The following is a 19,878-nucleotide window of genomic DNA, read 5'->3' as shown; positions in this document are numbered from 1 at the left end:
GCCGCTGCGGCTGCGCTGCGTGGCCCGCGGGTCCGGCCATGCGGTTGGTGTCGCCGCTCCGTCGTCTGCGCATCGCACGGACGCGGCCTGCGCGACGCAGCGCGCGAAGATGCTCCAATGCAGGACCGGATCCCATTCTTCAGCGGCCGCGGAAGTTGGGGGGCCGTTTCTCGCGCAGCGCGGCGAGGGCTTCCTGGTGGTCTTCGCTCTTGAAGGTGAGGATCTCGAGAGCCGTGGATGCATCGAAGGCGATGTTGAGCGCGTCCTTGACGAGCTTGTTCACCGACATCTTGGTGTAGCGCACGGCCAGCGGTGCGCCGGCGGCCAGTCGCTGCGCGAGCTTCATCGCCTCGTCCAGGACCTGCGCCGCCGGCACCGCCTTGTTGACGAGTCCGATGCGCTCGGCCTCGGCTGCCGTCAGCGCATCGCCCGTCATCAGGTACTGCTTGGCCAGCGCCGGTCCGACGGCCAGTGGCCAGATCGCCACGCCGCCGTCGCCGGCGACGACGCCGACTCGCACGTGCGGGTCGCCGATGGTGGCGTTGTCGGCCATGAAGATGACGTCGCAAAGCAGCGCGATCGATGCGCCCAATCCCATTGCGTGACCGTTGACTGCCGCAACGATGGGAATCTCGACGTCGAGCAGATCCCAGATCAGCTGCTTGGCGTCGCGCCGCAGCGGATCGAGCTTGCCCGGGTCCTGCAGCGTCGGAAACCAGGCAAAGTCGCCTCCGGCCGAGAACGCACGGCCTTTCCCCGTCAGCACCACCGCCCGCGCCAGCGATTCCTGGCGCAGCTCGCGAAAGAGCCTGGTCAGCTCCTCGTGCAGGACCTCGTTGACGGCGTTGAGGTCGTTGCCGGGCCGGTCGATGGTCACCACCAGCACGTCGCCGTCGCGACGGAAGCGGATGCATTCGAACGTCGATGTCGTGATGTCGTGCATGGGCCTCACAGCATGGCCGCATCCGTCTCCAGGCCGAGAAGGACGCGCCCCGCAAGCTCATACGTGGAAGACGCAACCATCAGGTGCTGGCTCGCGGCATGGATGTCGCGGAAGCATCGCTGCAGCGGACTGCTGCGGTAGATCGAAGTCCCGCCGCCGGCCTCGTACATCAGGTCGACGGCGCGGATGCACTGCGTGACCGCGTTGGACGCCGCCAGGCGCAGCCGTGCGCGCTGCGGCACCGGGATCTCGGCCTGCGTCGATGCCATCGTCCACGTCTCGTCCACCACTTCGAGCAGGAACGCGCGACCGCTGCCGAGCGCCGCCTCGGCCTGCGCCACCTGCATCTGGATGTAGGCGCGATCGGCGAGGCGCCGCCGACTGCCGGTGGGCGTCTTGCCTCCGGCGAGCGTGACCAGCTCCTCGATGGCACGCCGAGCAAGACCGAGCGAGACGGAGGCTATGCCGACGGCGAGCATGCCGAACACCGGGAACTTGTAGAGCGGGTCGTCGATGACGGGCCGATCGGTCATCAGCGAAACTGCGCGGCGCTCGGGTACGCGCAGCGCGTCCACTTCCATGTCGTGGCTGCCGGTGCCGCAAAGGCCCGACACGCTCCAGGTATCGATCAGGCGTGCCTGATCCGCCGGGAACAGCGCCAGGCGCGAGTCGGGAATTCCGCTCGGCAGCAGCGCCGGCTTGCCGTCGCGCATGACGATGCAGCCGCCCATCAGCCACGTGCAATGCTGCATGCCGCTGGCGAAGGGCCAGCGGCCGGCGATCGTGTAACCGTCGTCGCCGGCAATCGCCTGGCCGCGCGGAGCGAACACGCCTCCAGCGACGGACATCGGATCTGCGTAGATCTCGCGCGCGTCCTGTTCTGCGAGATAGCCGGCAACCAGCCCGCTGGTGGCGCCGATGGCGACGCACCAGCCCGCCGAGCCGTCGGCTCGGGCGACCTCGGCAATGGCGCCGATCATGTCGCGCGGCGAGGCTTCGAGCCCGCCGTAGCGCTGCGGAACGCACAGCCGGAACAGCTGCGACCGCTTGAGCAGCTCGGCCACGTCCTCGGGCAGGCGCCGCGCCGCCTCGATACGCTCGGAAGCCGAGCTCAGCTCGCCATACAGCGACCGCGCACTGGAAACGGCATCCACCACGGCCGCGCACCATAGATGAAGCCGACTGCAACGGTCCAGCAGCCGCGACGCAGACGCACTGCGATCGGCGGTCGCTAGTTGGCGACGGTGGCGTTGGCGGCGGAGGTCCAGATGCCCACGTGATACCGCCAGGTTCCGTCGGGCTGATGCTTCCAGATGGCGAAGTACTTGCCGGTGTCGGCCGCCGCATTGCGGAAGCTGAAGCGGTAGGTGCCGACCTCGTAGGCGATGTTGCCCATCATGACGACGTCGGAGGTTTGGACGGCCGGCGGCTCCATGCCCTGGCGGCGCTGCTCCTGGAGGAAGGCAACGATGTCGTCGCGGCCCTCGAGGATGTCGTTGCTGGGGCTGGGCGGGAAGAGGCTGGCGTCGGCCGTGTAGAGGCGGGCCATCGTTGCCGCGTCACCGGCCCGAAACGCCTCGAGCCACTGAGCGTTGGCCTCTTCGATCGCCTTGCGGGCAGCAGCCGCGTCGAGCTGTCCGGGCTGCACCGGCAGCGAGGCCACGACCACGTTCTCGTCCTGCTGGGCAGGCAGTGGGGAGGCCAGCATCAGGCAGGCCACGCCGACAAGGAGAATTCTCGAGCTCCGTCGCATGTGTCGTCAGCGCTCTCGGGAGGTGGCGAATACGTGCGTTCACGCACGACCGTCCCGCGCTCATGTGGATGCTAGGCGCGGCCCTTTCGGACAGAAAGACAACGACCTGGCTCATCGGGGTAGAAATGACAGCCGTGGAATCGCGCGGTGCACGGCAGCGCAAAAAGGCGCGCCACTTTGCGGCCATGAGCGCGGCGGCCTTTGCGCACGCCGGCGTCCTTTTTTCGTCTTGCCGCCCGGGGACCCAAACTGACCGACGTTTTTGTCAGTGGACAAGGGAGTGCAGTTGGGGGCGCTAACCGGCGAGCTCGCGCACGATCTGCACCCTCGCCGACCGGCCATCATCGATGACGCCGATCTCGAGGTCCTCGCCGCTGCGGCAGGCCCAGATGCCCTGCCCGCCTCCGTCGCCGCGGGCGTTCGTAACGGCCATCGTCCTTCCGTCACACCGCACCTCGGCAGCATCGCCCGCGCCACGGACGATCAGCCGTACCTGGCGTGCCGGCAGCTCGAAGGCCCCTTCGCGCACGGCGATCTCGACGACGATCGACGCTTCGTATTGATGAACGCTGAGGCGGGTGACGGCATGGATGCCGCGCTCGTGGTCGCGGCTGAGGCCATCGTCTTCGAAGACATCGAAGCTGGCCGACATCGCCGTCGCCGCGCGCGAGGACCTGCCGCGGCGGCCTTGCGAGCCCGCGAACACCTGCACGATCAGCGGCTCCTCGGGCACCTCGCCCGCGTGCTGCACCAGGCTCTGGGTCGGGATGAGCGAGGGTACGCGCGCCAGCATCGGAAGGCGCCGCAGCGGTGCGCGCACGGTGATCCATCCCGGTCCGGTGTAGGTGACGGCGTCGTCGAACGTCATCCATTCCCCGGGCGGCAGATACAGCTTGCGCGTGCGCTCGCGCTTGCCGAGCACCGGCGCGAGCATCAGCGAGGGCCCGAGCATCAGCTGATCGTCGACGCCGTAGCAGGCCGCATCCTGCGGGAACTCGTAGAAGAGCGGCCGCCACACCGGCGCGCCGGTGCGGTGGGCCTGGTGGAACAGCGAGTACAGATAGGGCATCAGCCGCATGCGCAGCCCGATCGCCTCGCGCGCCACCGCTTCGACGCGCGGCCCGAAGTTGTACGGCTCCTGATGCCGCCCGAGCCACATCGAGTGCGTGCGCGAGAATGGATACAGCGCCCCGAGCTGGATCCAGCGTGCGTACAGCTCGGATGGGCACGACAGGGAGAAGCCGCCGATGTCGGAGCCGCAAAAGGCCACGCCCGACAGCGACAATCCCAGCAGCATCGAGATCGACTGGCGAAGATCGCTCCAGCGGCTGGCGTTGTCGCCGGTCCAGATTGCCGCATACCGCTGGATCCCGGCATAGCCGGAGCGCGAGAGCACGAACGGCCGCTCCTGCGGCCGCGCCTCCTGCAGCCCGGCGAACGTGGCGCGACATTCCTGCAGCCCGTACAGGTTGCGCACTTCCTCGTGCGACAGCGTGCGCGACTCGTCGACCGGATCGGCCTGCACCACGCCGTCGGTGTTCTGGTTGCGGTAGGGAAGGATCAGGCGGCCCATGCGCACGTCACGCTGCCAGCCCGCGGGCTCGTTCATGTCGTTCCAGATGCCGGCCACGCCCGCATCGGTCAGCGCACGATGCTGCTGCGCCCACCACTGCCGCACCTCGGCGCGATTGAAGTCGGGAAGGGCCGAGGCCCCCGGCCACACCTGCACCGTGTAGATCGAGCCGTCGCTGCGACGGCACAGGTAACCGCGCGCCAGCGCCTCGGCATACACCGGATATTCGGCGTCCACCTTCACACCGGGATCGACGATGGTGACGACGCGAAAGCCATCGGCGGCAAGGCGCGCGAGCATCGCGGCGGGATCGGGAAACCGCTGCGGGTCCCAGGTGAAGACGCGAAAGCCGCGCATGTAGTCGATGTCGAGCATCAGCACGTCGGCCGGGATGCGCCGCGTGCGAAGCTCGCGTGCGACCTCTTCGAGCTTGGCCTGGCTGTCGTAGCCCCAGCGCGACTGGTGGTAGCCGATCGCCCAGCGCGGCGGCATCGGCATTCGGCCGACGATGGTCGTGAAGCGGCGAATGACGTCGGCGGCCGACGGCCCGGGCACCAGGAACACGTCCAGGCTGTTGCTCTCCACATCGATGCGAACGACGTCGGCCTCGCTGCGCGCCACGTCGAAGCGCGAGGGCGCAAAGCAGTCCGCGAACAGGCCGGCCGCACGTGCCGGCGCGCGCTCGTCGCCGGGCGGAGGCGGAGTGGCGGCCAGGAAGAAAGGAATCGCCACGTAGAGCGGATCGCCGCCGGCGCGCATGTCGGCGTCGCGGTTGCGCATCTTCAGCACCGCCCCGCGCTTGTCGAGCCGCCCGGCCTTCTCGCCGAAGCCGGTGAGGACGCTCCTTTCGGCCACGCGAGCCGACACCGCGGCGCCGCCGCTGGCGCGGAACAGAATGCGCTCGAGTGACATCGCGCGGGCACCGCCGCAGACGAGCGCGACGCAGGCCTGGCGCGGGTCGATGTCGACGCGCCAGCCTGCGCCTGCGTGCACGTCGTCGATGTGGATGATGCCGGCGCGCTCGAACGCATTGACCGACACCGGCCGCCAGGGATCACGGCCGAGCGCGAGGAAGGGATCGGCGGGCAGCGCCGACCCGACGGCCGCGCGCAGGCGGACGACGTTCTCGCCGCTGACCGAGACTTCGATCAGGATGCGCTCGTAGCGAAGCAGGACGCGGCGCGGATCGGAGTCGTCCCATCCGATCAACCGCCCCGGAACGATCTCGGTTCGTCGCGCCATCGCGCGACACTACCCGCCGGCCGCGTTTCGAAAAAGAGGGGACCTCAGAACATGCCGTCGCAGCCGGCGAAGCCCGAGAACGCCGCACAGTCCTCGCTCTGGTCCAGCGCCGAGTTGGCACCGCGGCACGCCAGGCACTTGGCGAGCCCGACGAAGCAGGCCGACAGCTGCGCCTGATCGCTCGCCTGCCCGCCGCAAAGATTGGCGAGCGCGCCCGGCGCCTCGCCATCGTCGACGCCGCAACCGGCAACGCTGCGCTCGATGACCGCGAGCGCGCGTCCGAAGCGGCTCTCGGGGGAGGCGTCGACCGGACATGCGAACGGCTTGGATGCACCAAGGGCGCAGCGCGCAGTCTCGTAGATCGCCTTCTTGACGGCGTGCGCGGTGAAGCGGCCGATGGCGCGCGTGCAGCGGCGCTCGTCGGGATCGTCCGGGAACGGTCGCGGCCAGCCCAGAGTGTCGCGGATCAGCGCATCGAAGCCGCGCTCGTGGCAGATCAGGCAGCCGGCCACGTCGTCGAGACTGTTGACGGCCGGGACTTCGGCGTCGCAGCCGACGTACTCCTTGCCGCACGTCGCAGGGCCGAAGTCGGCGACCGAAGCGCCCGCATCGATCGCCGCCTGGCAGGACGAGGACTCGCCGGCCACTCGCCGCCGCATGTCGTTTTCATGCTCGACGGTGTGGGAATCGGTCTCGACGCAGTCGTCGTAGTTGCCGAACTTGAGGCAGCGCGAGAGCTGCCCGACGCGGCCTTTCTTGATGCCCGCCATGCCGAGAACGATGGCCTGATGGCAGCGATCCTCCGGCGTTCCCGGCGCCGCGAGCGTCGCAGCGGAATCGCTCAGCAGCCATGCAGCCAATGCGAGAGAGCCGAACGCAGATGCTTTCACGCGCCTTCCTCTAGCAGACGGGGTGAGGCCTGGGAATGTCGATTCGCGAGATTCTCCGACCGGTCCCCGACGCTCGGCCACCTTGCCCGCGGCCCGGGTCCGCGCTACTCAGGCCGCTTTTCGGAGCAGCTTCGCGGAGCACGAATGGGCCTCAGTATCGGCATCGTCGGCCTTCCCAACGTCGGCAAGTCCACCCTCTTCAATGCGCTGACCAAGGCCCAGAACGCAGAGGCGGCCAACTATCCGTTCTGCACCATCGAGCCGAACAAGGCCGTCGTTCCGGTGCCCGATGCGCGCCTGGCCGGCCTGGCGCGCATCGCCAATCCGGAGCGCATCGTTCATGCCACCGTCGACTTCGTCGACATCGCCGGGTTGGTGCGCGGCGCCAGCAAGGGCGAGGGCCTCGGCAACCAGTTCCTGACCCACATCCGGGAGACGGCGGCCATCGTGCACGTGGTTCGGTGTTTCGAGGACCCGGACATCGTCCACGTCGACGGCAGCGTCGATCCCGCGCGCGACGTCGAGGTCATCGAAACCGAGCTGATCCTGGCCGACATGCAGTCGATCGAGGGCAAGATCGAGCGCCTGACGCGCAAGGCCAAGGGCGACAAGGAAGCGGCGGCGCAGCTCGAGGTCGCCAGGCGGCTGTCGGCGCATCTCGGCGCCGGCAAGCCGGCGTGCGACTTCCCCGAGCGCGACGACAACGTCGCCGCGGCGCTGCTCGACGAGATGGGGCTGCTCTCGGGCAAGGCCGTGATCTACTGCGCCAACGTCGACGACGGCAGCCTTGGCGAAGACAACGAGCACGTCGTCGCGCTCAGGCGATGGGCGGCGTCGCGCAACGCGGCGGTCGTCAAGATCTCGGCCAAGGTCGAAGAGGAGCTCGTGGGACTGGACGACGCGGAGAAGGCCGAGTTTCTCGCCTCGTACGGAGTCGTCGAGAGCGGCATCGAGCAGATCATCCGCAGGAGCTACGAGATCCTCGGCCTGTGCAGCTACTTCACCGCCGGCCCCAAGGAAGTGCGCGCGTGGACGATCCATCGCGGCTGGAAGGCGCCGAAAGCCGCCTCGGTCATCCACACCGATTTCGAGCGCGGCTTCATCCGCGCCGAGGTCATCGCCTACGACGACTACGTCGCGCACAAAGGCGAGGCCGGCTGCAAGGCGGCCGGCGTGCTGCGCGTGGAAGGAAAGGAATACGTGGTGCAGGACGGCGACGTCATGCACTTCCGGTTCAACGTCTGAGCGGCCGCACGGCCCGTCATCCCGGCAACACCGCGATCTGCCCCAGCGCCGCGAGCAGCGCCAGCAGCAGCCCGACCCAGATCGACGGGCTCGGGTACAGCCGCAGCATCGGCTGGGTTGGAAACGAGAACGTCTCGGGCGTGGCCGCGATCTTGAGCGGGTGCGCCGCCAGAAACCGAGGATCGCTGACCAGCTCCATGAGATCGCGCCGGCTGCGGTAGCGTACGTATCCCATGATCGTCCAGCCGGGATCGGCAGGCACGTGCCACGCATCGACGTAGCCGCCGACTTTGCGGCTGACGATGGCGGGATGGCCGCCGCGCCGGAGCAGCGCAGGCAGGAACGCCTTGGTGTATTCCTGCATCAGCTCCCTGCCGGTCGTCATGACGCCCGTCGCGGGATGCACAACCGGCTCCTGCTCGACGCGCACGAGGTTGAGCATCAGGAACTCGCGGCCGTCGTCGCGCGAGAGGAAGTCGCGCAGGACGTCGAGGTCGTTGTGCTCGGCCGAAGGAGTGCCGCGGATCGCCGCGAGGAACGCTTCGATCTCGTCAGGCCGAAGCGGCGGACGCCAGTTGCGATACCAGGCAAGGAACGCCGCGTACGCGGCCAGGGCGGCTGCCCAGATCCACCACGTCATGCCGCCGCTGATGGCTCATGGGCGGAACCATTGCCAAGCGGAGGTGTGTCCGAGCGCAGCCGAAGGAGCGGGAGGAGCTTCAGAACTTCGGCGCTGCGGGCGCGCCGTCTTCGAGCTCGCCAGGCTCGGCGGTCACGCCGGGCTCGGGCATGATCCCGGTCGTGGCGTGCAGCGGGTCGTCCTCGGTGACGCCATCGACGGCGCCAGGCTCCTCCATGCCATTGCCGACCGGAGCGCTGGTCTTCTCGACGATCGGCGCTTCCTCCGTCGCAGCGCCCGAAGGCCGGCTGGCGGGCGCGGTGTCACGCGATGTCGCCGCGGCACCAGGCGTTGCCGCCGCCGGCCGCGGCGAAGTCGCGGCTCGGGGCGACGGCGTCGCCGCGGGAGCAGCAGCCGCCGCCATGGTCGATGCGCTGGCGGGCACGTCGGAGCCGCGCCTCCCTCCGACCGGCACCTCTTCCATGCGCACCTCTTCGACGGTCTCGGCGGTGCTCGTGAACGTGCGTCCGTCGCCGAGCGCGGGCCGCTCGGCAAACGTCAGCGCCTTGTCCTGGAAGTCGGTGCAGAACTTCTGCGCGCCGCCGGCAAGATGATCGTAGACGGCGGCGTAGCTCTTGGTCAGCTCGCCCACCAGCTCGGCCGTCTTGACGAAATGATCGGAGACGCCGGATTTGTATTCCTCATGCTCGGCCCTGGCCTGCTCGAGCTCGGCGCGCAGGCGCTTGGCCTCGCGTCGCGCCGGCAGCAGGAAGAACGCGAGCACGGCGCCGAGCGCGACGCCGCCGATCACGAGCAACACCTCCGACAGCAGGATCGGATTCATCCAGGTCTCCTTCTCCGATGCATCCGCGTCTCGCTCTCGGCTGCGGCGGCGCCGGCGCTGCACCTGCAGCCGGCGCTGCGCCCGCCGCGTCGCGCAGGCGCACACGTGCCTCGAAGACGCGCGGAGCGAGTATGTCACCTCGACCGCAAAGCTCGAACGACGGTGACGCTGCCGATGACCGCGGCGCCGCCAAGGGCCCCGTGGCTGGGGCTCTCGCCGTGAACGAGGTACGCCCAGATGGGATTGAGGACCGGCTCGAGCAGGATCAGCAGCGAGGCTTCGAACGCCGGCACGGCGCGCATCCCGCGCGCAAGCAGAAGATAGGCGGCCCCGACCTGGAAGGTGCCGAGATACAGGATCACCGCCACGTCGCCGGCGCTGACGTCGTGAAGCGGCAGTGCCATCGGCAGCGCCAGCGCGGCGGCGATGCCGTTGCCCCACAGCACCGCCGCCTTCTCGTCGATGCCGGCGCCGTGCTCGCGCGCCGCATAGCGCAGCCCGATCACCGTCAGCGCCCAGGTAAGCCCGCTGGCGATGGCGATGGCGTCGCCGAGGCGCGGCTGCGGCGCGGTTGCCTGCGGCGGCTCGGTGCCGACGAAGAACAGGCTCATCCCGGCGGCGACTGCCGCCATCATCCACAAGTCCGCGCGCGTGACGCGCTCGCGCAGCAGCAACGGCGCCAGCAGCGGCATGTAGAGCTGGCCCGTGCACTGAAGGAAGATCGCGTTGGCCGCGGTGGTCATCGTGTTGGCCAGCGAGAACAGGATCATCGTGGCGCCCTGCACACCACCGATGGCGAACGCAAGGCCGGTTCGGCGGCCGCCGTGGCGCGGCATGAACAGCGCAAGCATCACCAGCGCGACGACAGCGCGCAGGCAGGCGATCTGCCAGCCGCTCAGCGTCGCAGCCTTGATCGCCGCGCCTCCGCTCGAGAAGAAGATCGCGGCGCCGATGACGCAAAGGCGTCCGAGCAGCTCGGGTCGTTGCGTGAGCGTCATCATCGGTGAAGCGGCGCGAGCCCCGGGCGAGGGTCATGCGCTCATGCATTGGCCGGCGTCAAGCGCAGCTGCGCCGCCGGCGGCCTTGACGCCATCGCCGGATGCGGGCTAGGCCTGACCGAAACAGATCGGAGGAGGTCCACCCCGATGAAGCACACGATGACCGCAACCCTTTCGCTTCTTGCCGTCCTGCTGACGGCCAACGTTTCGCCGGCGGCCAAGTGCGCCGACGAGGACCCGGACGGCGCGCGCGTCGCGGCCGCACGCGCGCAGGTACAGTCGCAGTGCGTCTGCAACGAAGCCACCGATCACGGCGCGTACGTCGAGTGCGCCAGCGGCGTGGCCAAGGAGCGCTCCGCGCTCGACGCCAGCGATCCCAACCATCTCCCCAAGAGCTGCAAAGGCGCCGTGACGAAATGCGCCGCCAAGTCGACCTGCGGCAAGCCGGGCTTCGTCACCTGCTGCCGGCAGAAGGCCGACGGCAGCACCAAGTGCAGCACCAAGAAGAGCGCCGAGAACTGCACGGACAAGGGCGGCACCGTCGGCACGTGCGCGAGCTGCTGTGACGCGTGCTCGAGCCCGCCGGCGGGTCCGAGCTGCCCGGCGCCGCCGACGACCACGACGCTGCTTCCGGTTCCGACGACCTTGCCCGACGGCGTGACGGGCCTGCTCGAGTAGACGCCAGCGCCCGGGACCGGAATGCCCGCCGGCATGTCCGGGCCGGACGTCGAAACCACCACAGCCCGCGCACCGGTCGGTGCGCGGGCTTTTTTTGCGCGCACTGCATTTGCGCGCGGCTGAACCTGACGTTAGCGTCAGCTTCATGCAGTCTTCGGTGGCCGCGCTCTCGTCGCGCGGCAGCTCCCCCGGGAAACGCGAGGCCACCAAGGCCCGCAATCGCTCCGTCATCCTGACATCGGCTCGCGAGGTTTTCGCCACACTCGGGTTCGATGCCGCCACCGTGCGGGACATCGTGCGCGGCACCGATCTGGCCGTGGGCACGTTCTACCAATACTTCCGCGACAAGAACGACGTCTTCGCCGCGGTGGCCGAAGAGACGCTGCGCGAGCTTCGGGCCCGCCTTCGCCGTTATCGCACCGATGCGAGCGTCACGTTCGACGAGCGCATCTACAATGCGTACTTCGCGTTCTTCGACATGGTCGTGCACGAGCGGCGGCTGTTCGAGGTCCTGGACCGCAACATCGCGCCGCTGGTCAGCGACATCTCGTTCGAGAGCACGCGCGTGGCTCTGGCCGAGCTTCGCGAGGACCTGCAGCCCCTGCTCGAAGCCGAGCAGGTGGCACCGGTGGATGCCGACTACGTCGCTGCCGCCTCCATCGGCGTGGGCATGATGGTGGCGCGCCAGCTCCTGGAGCGTGCGCAGCCGGACGCGGTCGAAGCCGCCCGCTTCTGCACGACGCTGCTCCTGCAAGGCCTGCGTGGCCGCGCCCAGGACCACCGCGGCGGCGGGCGGTCCTGAAGGAGACGCGATGAAGCATTTCCTCTTCCATCTCATGCCCTACCGCGACCTGCCGGCGGACTTCGAGAAGAAGCACGACTCGGCGTGGGTGTGGGTGCCCAACGACCTGTTCGATCCCCGCGACGCGCACCGCTACTACAACGACTACCTCGACGAGCTGGCCGACGCCGAGACCGCCGGCTTCGACGGCGTCTGCGTCAACGAGCATCACCAGAATGCGTACGGGCTGATGCCGTCGCCCAACATCATCGCCTCGATGCTGGTGCAGCGCACCAAGCGCATCAAGATCGCGGTGGTCGGCAACGCGCTGCCGCTGTACGATCCGCCCACGCGCGTGGCCGAAGAGATCGCGATGCTCGACGTGATCTCGGGCGGGCGCATCATCTCGGGGCAGGTCATCGGCGGCGGGCCCGAGTACTTCTCGTTCTCGATCAATCCTGCCGAGGCGCGCACGCGTTTTGCCGAGGCGCACGAGATCATCATGCGCGCCTGGACCGAGCCGGGGCCGTTCTCGTTCTACGGCAAGCACTACAAGCTGCGCTACGTGAACACCTGGCCCAAGCCGTTGCAGAAGCCGCATCCGGCGGTCTGGATTCCCGGCGCGGGATCATTGGAGACAATGGAGTTCGTGGCCAGGCGGCGTTACGCGTACATGGGCATCCCCTACTTCCGCATCGACTTCTTCAAGAAGAACTACGCGATGTTCCGCGAGTGCTGCGAGAAGGAAGGATACAAGGCGCATCCCGAGCAGATGGGACTGCTCATGCCGATCTACGTCGCCGAGACCGATGCCAAGGCGCGCAGGGAGTTCGAGGAGCACTTCTGGTACTTCAAGAACAAGCTGATCCCGGGGCTGACGGTGTCGCCGCCCGGCTATACGTCGGTGAAGTCCGCGCTGCGCGTGGCCCGTGCGCTGCGCGACGGACACACCTTCATCAGCAGCTGTGAGACGTGGGACGATGTGGAGCGAGGCTGCTTTGCCGTGTGCGGCAGCCCTGAGACGGTGGCGCAGATCCTGATCGAGCACGCCAGGGAGATCGGCTGCGGCAACATGCTCGGCCTGTTCCAGCTCGGCAACATGCCGACGCACAAGGCGCGAGCGAACGCGCGCCTGTACGCCGAGGAAGTCCTGCCGCGCATCAACGCCGCCATTCCGCCGCCGGCCGAAGCCGCGCCGGCGCCCATCCCCTTTCCCACCGCCGCTTGAAGAACGGGGGCAGGCGTTGCATCCGAGCATTTCGACGCGCTGCAAAAAAATGCTGCAAAGCAGGAAGTGACCCCACTCCCGGAGGACGATGGAACGTAGCGAGCTGCATGTCGACGTCGGTGGCAAGCGCACGTACACCCTGCGCGGCGGTGCCGGAGCGCCGCTGCTGTATCTGCACAGCGCCATGGGCGAGGTGCAGTGGCTGCCGCATCTGGCCGCGCTGGCCGAGCGCTACGAGCTGCACGTGCCGGCCCATCCCGGCTTCCTCTCCTCCGAAGGCATCGAGCAGGTCGACGACGTCGAGGATCTGGTCTGGCACTACCTCGACTACATGGACGCGATGGGATGGCGGTCGGTCGCCATCGTCGGGCACAGCCTCGGCGGCTGGATCGCCGCCGAGATCGCCGCGCGCTATCCCGAGCGCGTCTCCAGGCTCGTGCTTGTCGCATCGGTCGGCATCTGGGTCCCCGAGCGTCCCATCACCGACATCTTCGCGCTCGACACGCGCTTTCCCGACCGCCTGGCCGGCATGCTGTTCCACGACACCAGCCATCCGCTGGCACAGCTGATGTCGGTTCCGCTCACCGACATGAGCGACGAGCAGCTGGCCGCCGCCTTCCACGGCTTTGCCGCCACCGCAAAGATCGGCTGGAACCCGCTGCTGCACGATCCGCGCCTCGAGCGCATCCTGCGGCGCGTGACCGCGCCGACACTGCTGGTGTGGGGCGGCGACGACAAGGTCGTGCCGCCGGTGTACGGCGAGAAGTTCCAGCGGCTGATCCCGGACGCGCGCCTGCACGTCATCGACGGCTGCGGCCACATGGTCCCTTTCGAAAAGGAGAGCGAGTTCCTCGCCGTCGTGACGCGCTTCCTCGGCTGACGCTCGCCCTTCAGCCGCCGGCTCTGCGACCAACGCCCAGATGCGCGACGTCGGCGTGCCGCATCAGCATCGGCCCGCGCGGTCCGAACGCGAAGGTGGTGACGGAGCTGGTCGGACACGCGATGCGGTCGCGGAAGCGCCCCACGTAAAGACCGAGCAGGGCGCACGTCAGCACGCGGATCGTGGCCTTGTGGCTGACGACGAGCACGTGTCCGTGCGGATGCCGCTCGCGGATGCGCTGAATCACCGGCATCGCGCGCGAGACGATGTCGAATGCCGTCTCGCCTCCGGGTGGGCTGGTCATGGCGGGATCCGCTGTCCACGCGGCATGCAGTTGCGGGTCCATGCTGCGCGCCTCGGCTTCGGACACGCCTTCCCAGCGGCCGTAGCCGATCTCCTTGAGCCCCGGTTCGATCTCGGCTGTCAGACCCGTGGCCTGCTCGATGGGCTCCATCGTCATGCGCGCGCGAAGCTTGGGGCTGACGTAGAGTGCGTCAAGCCCGAGTGTCGCCACGGACGCGGCCAGCCTGCGCGCCTGCTCGATGCCGGCTTCGATCAGCGGCGGGTCGATGTCGCCGGCGTAGTAGCCGCGTGCGGCAGCGTCGGTCTCCCCGTGGCGGGCCAGATGCAGAGTCAGCATGCGGCGAGTCTTAGCAGCCACATCCGGTGGCGTGGAACGGCAGCTCCACTGCGGGGGACCGGCGGTGCGTGCGTTGGCGAACGGCCGGCGCGGTCAGCGCAACGACGACGTCGAAGGCGGCTGCGACATTCACTTCGGCGCCGCACCGTCACCGGCCGGTGGAAAAGTGCGCGGGCCGCAACTAGCCTGCAGGCGAGGGGGATTTCGATGCCATCGCCACCATTCTGTTCGCGCGCATGTCGGCTGCGCCGCGCTCTTGCTCCCATCGCCATCGCCGTCTGCGCAGCGGCCGCCTCGCCGGCCGCCGCCGCGCCGGTCACGCAGGCCTTCAAGCATGACCACTTCGGCTTCCGTCCCGGCGACACCAAGATCGTCATTGCCACGCAGAACCCGGGGGGCACCGTGCAGGTGCGCAGGGCCGCGGACGACGGCGTCGCCTTCACGATTCCCACCGACGGCGGCTCGATCACCGCCAAGGGCACCGACGGCATGCACTCGGGCGATGCGGTGTGGTGGATCGATCTCTCCGACTTCACGACCGTCGGCGAGTACCGGCTCTACAGCCCCACCCTCGCCGCGCAGTCCTACGACTTCGACATTCGCGGCGACGTCTACGCCACGCCGATGCGCGCCGCGCTGCGCACGTTCTATCTGCAGCGCTGCAACGTCCCCAAGACCAGCACCCCGGCCAGCGCGTGGGATGACGCGGCCAGCTGCCATGACGGCGACGCCGCAACCGGCCCGGCCGCCGGCCATACGAATCACGGCACCAGGGACCTGCGCGGCGGCTGGCACGACGCCGGCGACTACAACAAGTACGTTTGGGGAGCGGTCTCCAGCGCCATCCTCTCCATGCTGCGCGCGTATGAGGACAACCCCGGCTCGCTGCGCGACGACGACACCGGCATTCCCGAATCGGGCAACGGCCTGCCCGACCTGCTCGACGAAATCCAGGTCGAGCTGGACTGGATCATGGAGATGCAGCTTCCGAGCGGCGCGGTGCTCTCGCAGATGCACGTCGACGGCTTCGCCTCCGACTCGCCGCCGAGCGCCGACATGAACGTCCGCTACTACCAAAACCCGAACCTGGAGTCGGGCGCCGTGGCCGCCGGGACGCTGGCGCTGGCCGCACGCGTCTTCGAGGCCGAGGGTCAGTCATCCTACGCCGCGACGCTGAAGTCGGCGGCGCTGGCGTCATGGACGTGGCTGCAGACGCAGGGCGGCAGCGCGGTCAAGGCGTGGGCTGCGGCCGAGATCTTTCGCATCGATCCGACGCAGACCGCCGCGCGCGACTACGTCGACAACTTCTATCCGAGCCAGTGGAACGGGCGCTTCTTCAACGTCGGCGCCTACGACACCTTCGCCGCGCTGACCTACGTTTCCACGACGGGCGCCACGCCCGCGGTGGTCACGAACATGCTCGCCAACATCACCGATCAGGTCGACTACATCTTCTCCGAGGACAGCCTGTACCGGAACGGCATGCCGAGCTGGTCCTATCACTGGGGCTCCAACGCGATGCGCGCACATTACGGGCTGTTCCTGCTGCGCGCGGCGGCGCTTGGCGAGACCGGCTCCTACAGCGCCGGCGACTGCTACGAGCACGCGCTCGACCTCCTGCGCTTCTTCCACGGCCAGAACCCGCTGAACATGCTGTACCTGACCAACATGGCGGCGCTGGGCGGCGAGCATTCGTCGTTCCAGCTCTACCACGCCTGGTACGGCGACTCGTGGAGCTCGTTCTCGAGCACCAACTACTTCGGCAAGCCCTCCTCGGTCACCGAGCCGGCCTATCCCTACTACGCCGGGACCGACAATCACGGCGTCAGCGACAACAAGGTCTCGCTGTACGGCCCGGCGCCTGGTTTCGTCCCCGGAGGTCCCAACAAGGACTACGGCGGCACGTCCTCGCCGCCGCTTGGGTCGGTCTTCTACGAAAAGTTCTATCGCGACTGGGCCGACCAGATTCAGTGGACGGCGATGACGTGGGAGATCACCGAGAACTCCATCAGCTATCAGGGCCCCTACGTGGCACTGGCTGCGTACTTCCAAGGCGCATCGGCCTGTGATGACGACGACGTGTGCGAGCCGGGCGAGAACGCAGCCAACTGCCCGAACGACTGCAGCATCGACCTGAGCGGCGACGCCTACGTCGGCTACCGCATCCTGACGCCCGCCACCGACGAGCTGGGCAACGAGATCGCCGGCGGCAACGAGCTGCCGGCGTCGTGGAACGTGACGCTCGACGATCAGGCGATCGACTCGAGCCTGGGCGACGACCCCGAGAACTTCACCATCGGCAGGTCGCTCGGCCTCATGAGCGCTGCCGGCTACAACGCTGCCGAGGCGGCCGATGCCCAGCTGCACTACGTGCGTTACGCGCTTCGTCCGGCGGCCGAGGGGATCGCCCCCGAAGCCGGCGGCTCGATTCCGCCGGCGCAGCCGCACGTGCCGCGGCGATGGACGGTGCAGAACGACCTCGGCACCTTCACGGTGCGTTCGATCAAGGCGACCTCGCTGCTGCTGCCCGCCGGCGCCGACCCGAGCGGCACCGCCAACGACCAGGGGGATGCCACGCACTACCGGTGCTATCGCATCAAGACCGAATCGGGGCCCTCGCGCCCGCAGGCGCTGACGCGCGACATGTTCGACGATTGTGCTCGGAACGCGGCAGGTTCTCCCGGCTTTGCGGGCAGCGCTGCCGAAGGCAGCTGTCTGCTGGACGTGCACGCGTCGGCGGAGCTGTGCAACCCGGTCGCCAAGACCGAGGTGCTGCCGCCGCGCACGACATCCGCGGTCATCGACGAGTCGACGCCATCGAGCCAGACGAGCCTGCTCTGCTCCAAGGCCAAGCTGGCGCGCAAGATCGGCAGCGGCGCTGCGGGCCTGCTGACCGGCATGGCGGCCGGATCCTCGATCTCGCCGCTGCAGACCAGGCACCTTTCGCGCCGCACGAGCGACGGCAACGGTGTATCGATCGCGCCCGGAAACCAGTTCCCCGCGCCCGTGATGGCCGACACCATCAAGCTCGAGACGTTCTGCCTGCCCACGCACATCGTTGCGGTGGCGCCGGCAGGCTGATCGTCGGACGGTCCCGAGAATGCGGACGCGGATCGCAGCGGCAGGCGCCGTGCCGGCAGTGGCAGGGCTGCTGCTCGTGACCGCCGCCGCATGGCCGGTGACGGCGGCGGCGGCAAAGACATCCAAGCCTGCCGCATCCCCGTTCAAACCGGCCTCCGAGTTCTTCGACGCCAACGGCGTGCGGCTGCGTTATCTGTCCGGCGGGCGCGGCGAGACGATCGTGCTGCTGCACGGCCTGCACTCGACCGCCTACCAGAGCTGGCAGAAGACCGGGATTCTCGAGGCGCTGGCGCGCAACCATCGCGTGCTCGCGCTCGACCTGCCCGGTCACGGCGAATCGGACAAACCCGCCATTCCCGACGCCTATGGCAAGGCGATGGTGGAGGACGTGCGGCTGCTGCTCGATCACGTCGGCGTCTCCAAGGCGCACATCGTCGGCTATTCCCTCGGCGCGCTGGTGGCGACGCGCTTCCTCGTCGACCACCCGGACCGCGTGCTGTCGGGAACGGTAGCGGGCATGGGCTGGATGCGCGACTCCGGGTGGCTGCAGGGCGTGTGGGAGCGCCTGCCGGTGCGCGAGGCCGACAACACCTCGCGCATGTGCATCCGCAGCATCGAGCAGCTGCAAGTGACCAGGCAGGAGCTGGAGGCGATCCAGGTGCCGGTGGCGGTGATCCTCGGCGATCGCGACCCGGTCCGGCGCATGTACATCACGCCGCTCAAGAACGCCCGCAAGGACTGGCCGGTCATCGTCGTGCCGGGCGGAGGAGCCACGGCCATCACGACCAAGAAATTCCGCGACGAGCTGGTGAAATGGCTGCAGCGGCACTGAAGGGCACGGCTGCCACGCGCAAGAACGCGCCGATGACCGCCGAAGAGAAGCGCATCATCTTCGCTTCCTCGCTCGGCACCGTCTTCGAGTGGTACGACTTCTATCTGTACGGCTCGCTGGCGGCGATCATCGCCAAACAGTTCTTTTCGCCTCTCGATCCGGGCTCCGCCTTCATCTTTGCCCTGCTTGCGTTCGCGGCCGGCTTCATCGTGCGCCCGTTCGGCGCGCTCGTGTTCGGGCGCCTCGGCGACATGCTCGGGCGCAAGTACACCTTCCTGCTGACGATCGTCATCATGGGCGCGTCCACGTTCATCGTGGGCGTGCTGCCGACCTACGCCACCATCGGCGTTGCCGCTCCCGTCATCCTGATCGTCCTGCGGCTGCTGCAGGGCCTCGCGCTCGGCGGCGAATACGGCGGCGCCGCAACCTACGTCGCCGAGCACGCGCCGCACGGCCGGCGCGGCGCCTTCACCTCCTGGATCCAGACCACCGCCACGATGGGCCTGTTCCTTTCGCTGCTGGTGATTCTGGGAACGCGCACCGCGCTTGGCGAGGAGGCGTTCGCGAACTGGGGCTGGCGCATTCCGTTCCTGGTCTCGATCGTGCTGCTCGGCGTTTCGGTGTGGATCCGCGTCAGCATGGCCGAGTCGCCTGCGTTCCAGCGCATGAAGAAGGAAGGCACGCACTCGAAGGCGCCGCTGCGCGAATCGTTCGCCGTCTGGAGCAACCTCAGGATCGTCATCCTGGCGCTGGTCGGGCTGACCGCCGGTCAGGCGGTGGTCTGGTACACCGGACAGTTCTACGCGCTGTTCTTCCTGACGCAGGCGCTCAAGGTCGACGGCGCCACCGCCAACGTGCTGGTGGCGATTTCGCTGCTGATCGGTACGCCGTTCTTCGTGATCTTCGGCACGCTCTCCGATCGCATCGGCCGCAAGCCGATCATCATGGCCGGCTGCCTGATCTCGGCGCTGACGTACTTTCCGCTGTTCCGGATGCTGACGGAGGCCGCCAACCCCGACCTCGCCCGCGCGCAGGAGCAGGCACGGGTGGTCGTCCATGCCGACCCGCGCGAGTGCTCGTTCCAGTTCAATCCCACGGGAACGACCAGGTTCACCAGCTCCTGTGACGTTGCCAAGCAGCTCCTGGCGTCAGCATCGGTGAGCTACGAGAACGTGGCAACGGCAGGACCGGCCACCATCGCCATCGGCGAGGTCACCATACCGTCGGTGGACCTGTCGACGCTGTCGCCGCAGGAAGTGAAGAAGAAGGAAGCCGAACTGCAGGCGGGCGTGCGCGAGGCGCTGGCCGCCAGCGGCTACCCAGCCGCCGCCGATCCGAAGGAGATGAACAAGCCGCTGATCGTAGCGATCCTGAGCGTGCTCGTGCTGTACGTGACGATGGTCTACGGCCCCATCGCCGCCGCACTGGTCGAGCTGTTCCCGACGCGCATCCGCTACAGCTCGATGAGCCTGCCCTACCACATCGGCAACGGCTGGTTCGGCGGCCTGCTGCCGACCACCGCCTTCGCCATCGTCGCCCAGACCGGCAACATGTACGACGGGCTGTGGTACCCGGTCATCGTCGCCGCCGTCACGTTCGTGGTGGGCGTCCTGTTCGTTCCCGAGACGAAGGACGTCGACATCGGATGAGA

Annotated in this window: 17 protein-coding genes; 8 read left to right on the top strand and 9 right to left on the bottom strand. The window is 68.4% G+C overall.

What is annotated here, in order from left to right; translation table 11 throughout:
* Window positions 1–139: 139 nt before the first annotated feature.
* From VEC57_17000 to VEC57_16980, 5 genes are all read right to left on the bottom strand, one after another.
* On the bottom strand, window positions 140–943 hold the full coding sequence (locus VEC57_17000; GenBank protein HYC00834.1) for an enoyl-CoA hydratase-related protein: 804 nt from the start codon (window positions 941–943) through the stop codon (window positions 140–142).
* Between the two features lie 5 nt (window positions 944–948).
* Complete coding sequence (locus tag VEC57_16995) at window positions 949–2,100, bottom strand: acyl-CoA dehydrogenase family protein (GenBank protein ID HYC00833.1); 1,152 nt, start codon at window positions 2,098–2,100, stop codon at window positions 949–951.
* Between the two features lie 74 nt (window positions 2,101–2,174).
* Complete coding sequence (locus tag VEC57_16990; protein HYC00832.1) at window positions 2,175–2,696, bottom strand: DUF4440 domain-containing protein; 522 nt, start codon at window positions 2,694–2,696, stop codon at window positions 2,175–2,177.
* Between the two features lie 295 nt (window positions 2,697–2,991).
* Window positions 2,992–5,511 carry a TIM-barrel domain-containing protein gene (locus VEC57_16985; protein ID HYC00831.1) on the bottom strand — a complete coding sequence of 840 codons (2,520 nt, stop codon included), beginning with the start codon at window positions 5,509–5,511 and terminating at the stop codon, window positions 2,992–2,994.
* A gap of 44 nt (window positions 5,512–5,555) precedes the next feature.
* A complete protein-coding gene (locus VEC57_16980; protein HYC00830.1) occupies window positions 5,556–6,401 on the bottom strand; it encodes a hypothetical protein in 846 nt (281 codons plus the stop codon).
* A 144-nt stretch (window positions 6,402–6,545) separates the two neighbouring features.
* On the opposite strand from VEC57_16980, the gene ychF reads away from it, so the two are divergent.
* Window positions 6,546–7,646: a redox-regulated ATPase YchF gene (gene ychF, locus VEC57_16975; protein HYC00829.1), complete on the top strand. Its 1,101-nt coding sequence runs from the start codon at window positions 6,546–6,548 to the stop codon at window positions 7,644–7,646.
* Window positions 7,647–7,662: 16 nt separating this feature from the next.
* Here the strand turns inward: ychF and VEC57_16970 are convergent, their stop codons facing one another.
* From VEC57_16970 to VEC57_16960, 3 genes are all read right to left on the bottom strand, one after another.
* Window positions 7,663–8,286 (bottom strand): hypothetical protein, encoded by a 624-nt coding sequence (locus tag VEC57_16970; GenBank protein HYC00828.1) that lies wholly within the window; start codon window positions 8,284–8,286, stop codon window positions 7,663–7,665.
* Between the two features lie 79 nt (window positions 8,287–8,365).
* Window positions 8,366–9,109, bottom strand: a complete 744-nt coding sequence (locus tag VEC57_16965) for a DUF1043 family protein (protein HYC00827.1) — start codon at window positions 9,107–9,109, stop codon at window positions 8,366–8,368.
* Window positions 9,110–9,243: 134 nt separating this feature from the next.
* On the bottom strand, window positions 9,244–10,110 hold the full coding sequence (locus VEC57_16960; GenBank protein HYC00826.1) for a DMT family transporter: 867 nt from the start codon (window positions 10,108–10,110) through the stop codon (window positions 9,244–9,246).
* A gap of 144 nt (window positions 10,111–10,254) precedes the next feature.
* Here VEC57_16960 and VEC57_16955 point away from each other — a divergent pair, with 144 nt between their 5' ends.
* The 4 genes from VEC57_16955 to VEC57_16940 all read left to right on the top strand — a co-directional run bounded on the left by VEC57_16955 (window position 10,255) and on the right by VEC57_16940 (window position 13,674).
* Window positions 10,255–10,785 (top strand): hypothetical protein, encoded by a 531-nt coding sequence (locus VEC57_16955; protein HYC00825.1) that lies wholly within the window; start codon window positions 10,255–10,257, stop codon window positions 10,783–10,785.
* A gap of 145 nt (window positions 10,786–10,930) precedes the next feature.
* On the top strand, window positions 10,931–11,587 hold the full coding sequence (locus VEC57_16950) for a TetR/AcrR family transcriptional regulator (GenBank protein HYC00824.1): 657 nt from the start codon (window positions 10,931–10,933) through the stop codon (window positions 11,585–11,587).
* 10 nt (window positions 11,588–11,597) lie between these two features.
* Window positions 11,598–12,794 carry an LLM class flavin-dependent oxidoreductase gene (locus VEC57_16945; protein ID HYC00823.1) on the top strand — a complete coding sequence of 399 codons (1,197 nt, stop codon included), beginning with the start codon at window positions 11,598–11,600 and terminating at the stop codon, window positions 12,792–12,794.
* Window positions 12,795–12,882: 88 nt separating this feature from the next.
* Window positions 12,883–13,674, top strand: a complete 792-nt coding sequence (locus VEC57_16940) for an alpha/beta fold hydrolase (GenBank protein HYC00822.1) — start codon at window positions 12,883–12,885, stop codon at window positions 13,672–13,674.
* A gap of 10 nt (window positions 13,675–13,684) precedes the next feature.
* On the opposite strand, the gene VEC57_16935 is transcribed toward VEC57_16940, so the two are convergent.
* Entirely contained in the window at window positions 13,685–14,314 is a 630-nt protein-coding gene (locus VEC57_16935; GenBank protein HYC00821.1) for a histidine phosphatase family protein, read from the bottom strand.
* 207 nt (window positions 14,315–14,521) lie between these two features.
* Here VEC57_16935 and VEC57_16930 point away from each other — a divergent pair, with 207 nt between their 5' ends.
* From VEC57_16930 to VEC57_16920, 3 genes are read left to right on the top strand one after another with little or no spacing between them, the layout of a single operon-like run.
* Complete coding sequence (locus VEC57_16930) at window positions 14,522–17,395, top strand: glycoside hydrolase family 9 protein (protein HYC00820.1); 2,874 nt, start codon at window positions 14,522–14,524, stop codon at window positions 17,393–17,395.
* A 19-nt stretch (window positions 17,396–17,414) separates the two neighbouring features.
* On the top strand, window positions 17,415–18,227 hold the full coding sequence (locus tag VEC57_16925; GenBank protein ID HYC00819.1) for an alpha/beta fold hydrolase: 813 nt from the start codon (window positions 17,415–17,417) through the stop codon (window positions 18,225–18,227).
* Window positions 18,209–19,876 carry an MFS transporter gene (locus tag VEC57_16920; protein ID HYC00818.1) on the top strand — a complete coding sequence of 556 codons (1,668 nt, stop codon included), beginning with the start codon at window positions 18,209–18,211 and terminating at the stop codon, window positions 19,874–19,876. The genes VEC57_16925 and VEC57_16920 overlap by 19 nt, the downstream gene beginning before the upstream one ends.
* Window positions 19,877–19,878: the final 2 nt, after the last annotated feature.

This window comes from Candidatus Limnocylindrales bacterium (assembly GCA_035626395.1).
Lineage (GTDB): Bacteria > Desulfobacterota > Binatia > UBA1149 > CAITLU01 > DASPNH01.
This window is presented reverse-complemented; position numbering and strand designations above follow the sequence as displayed.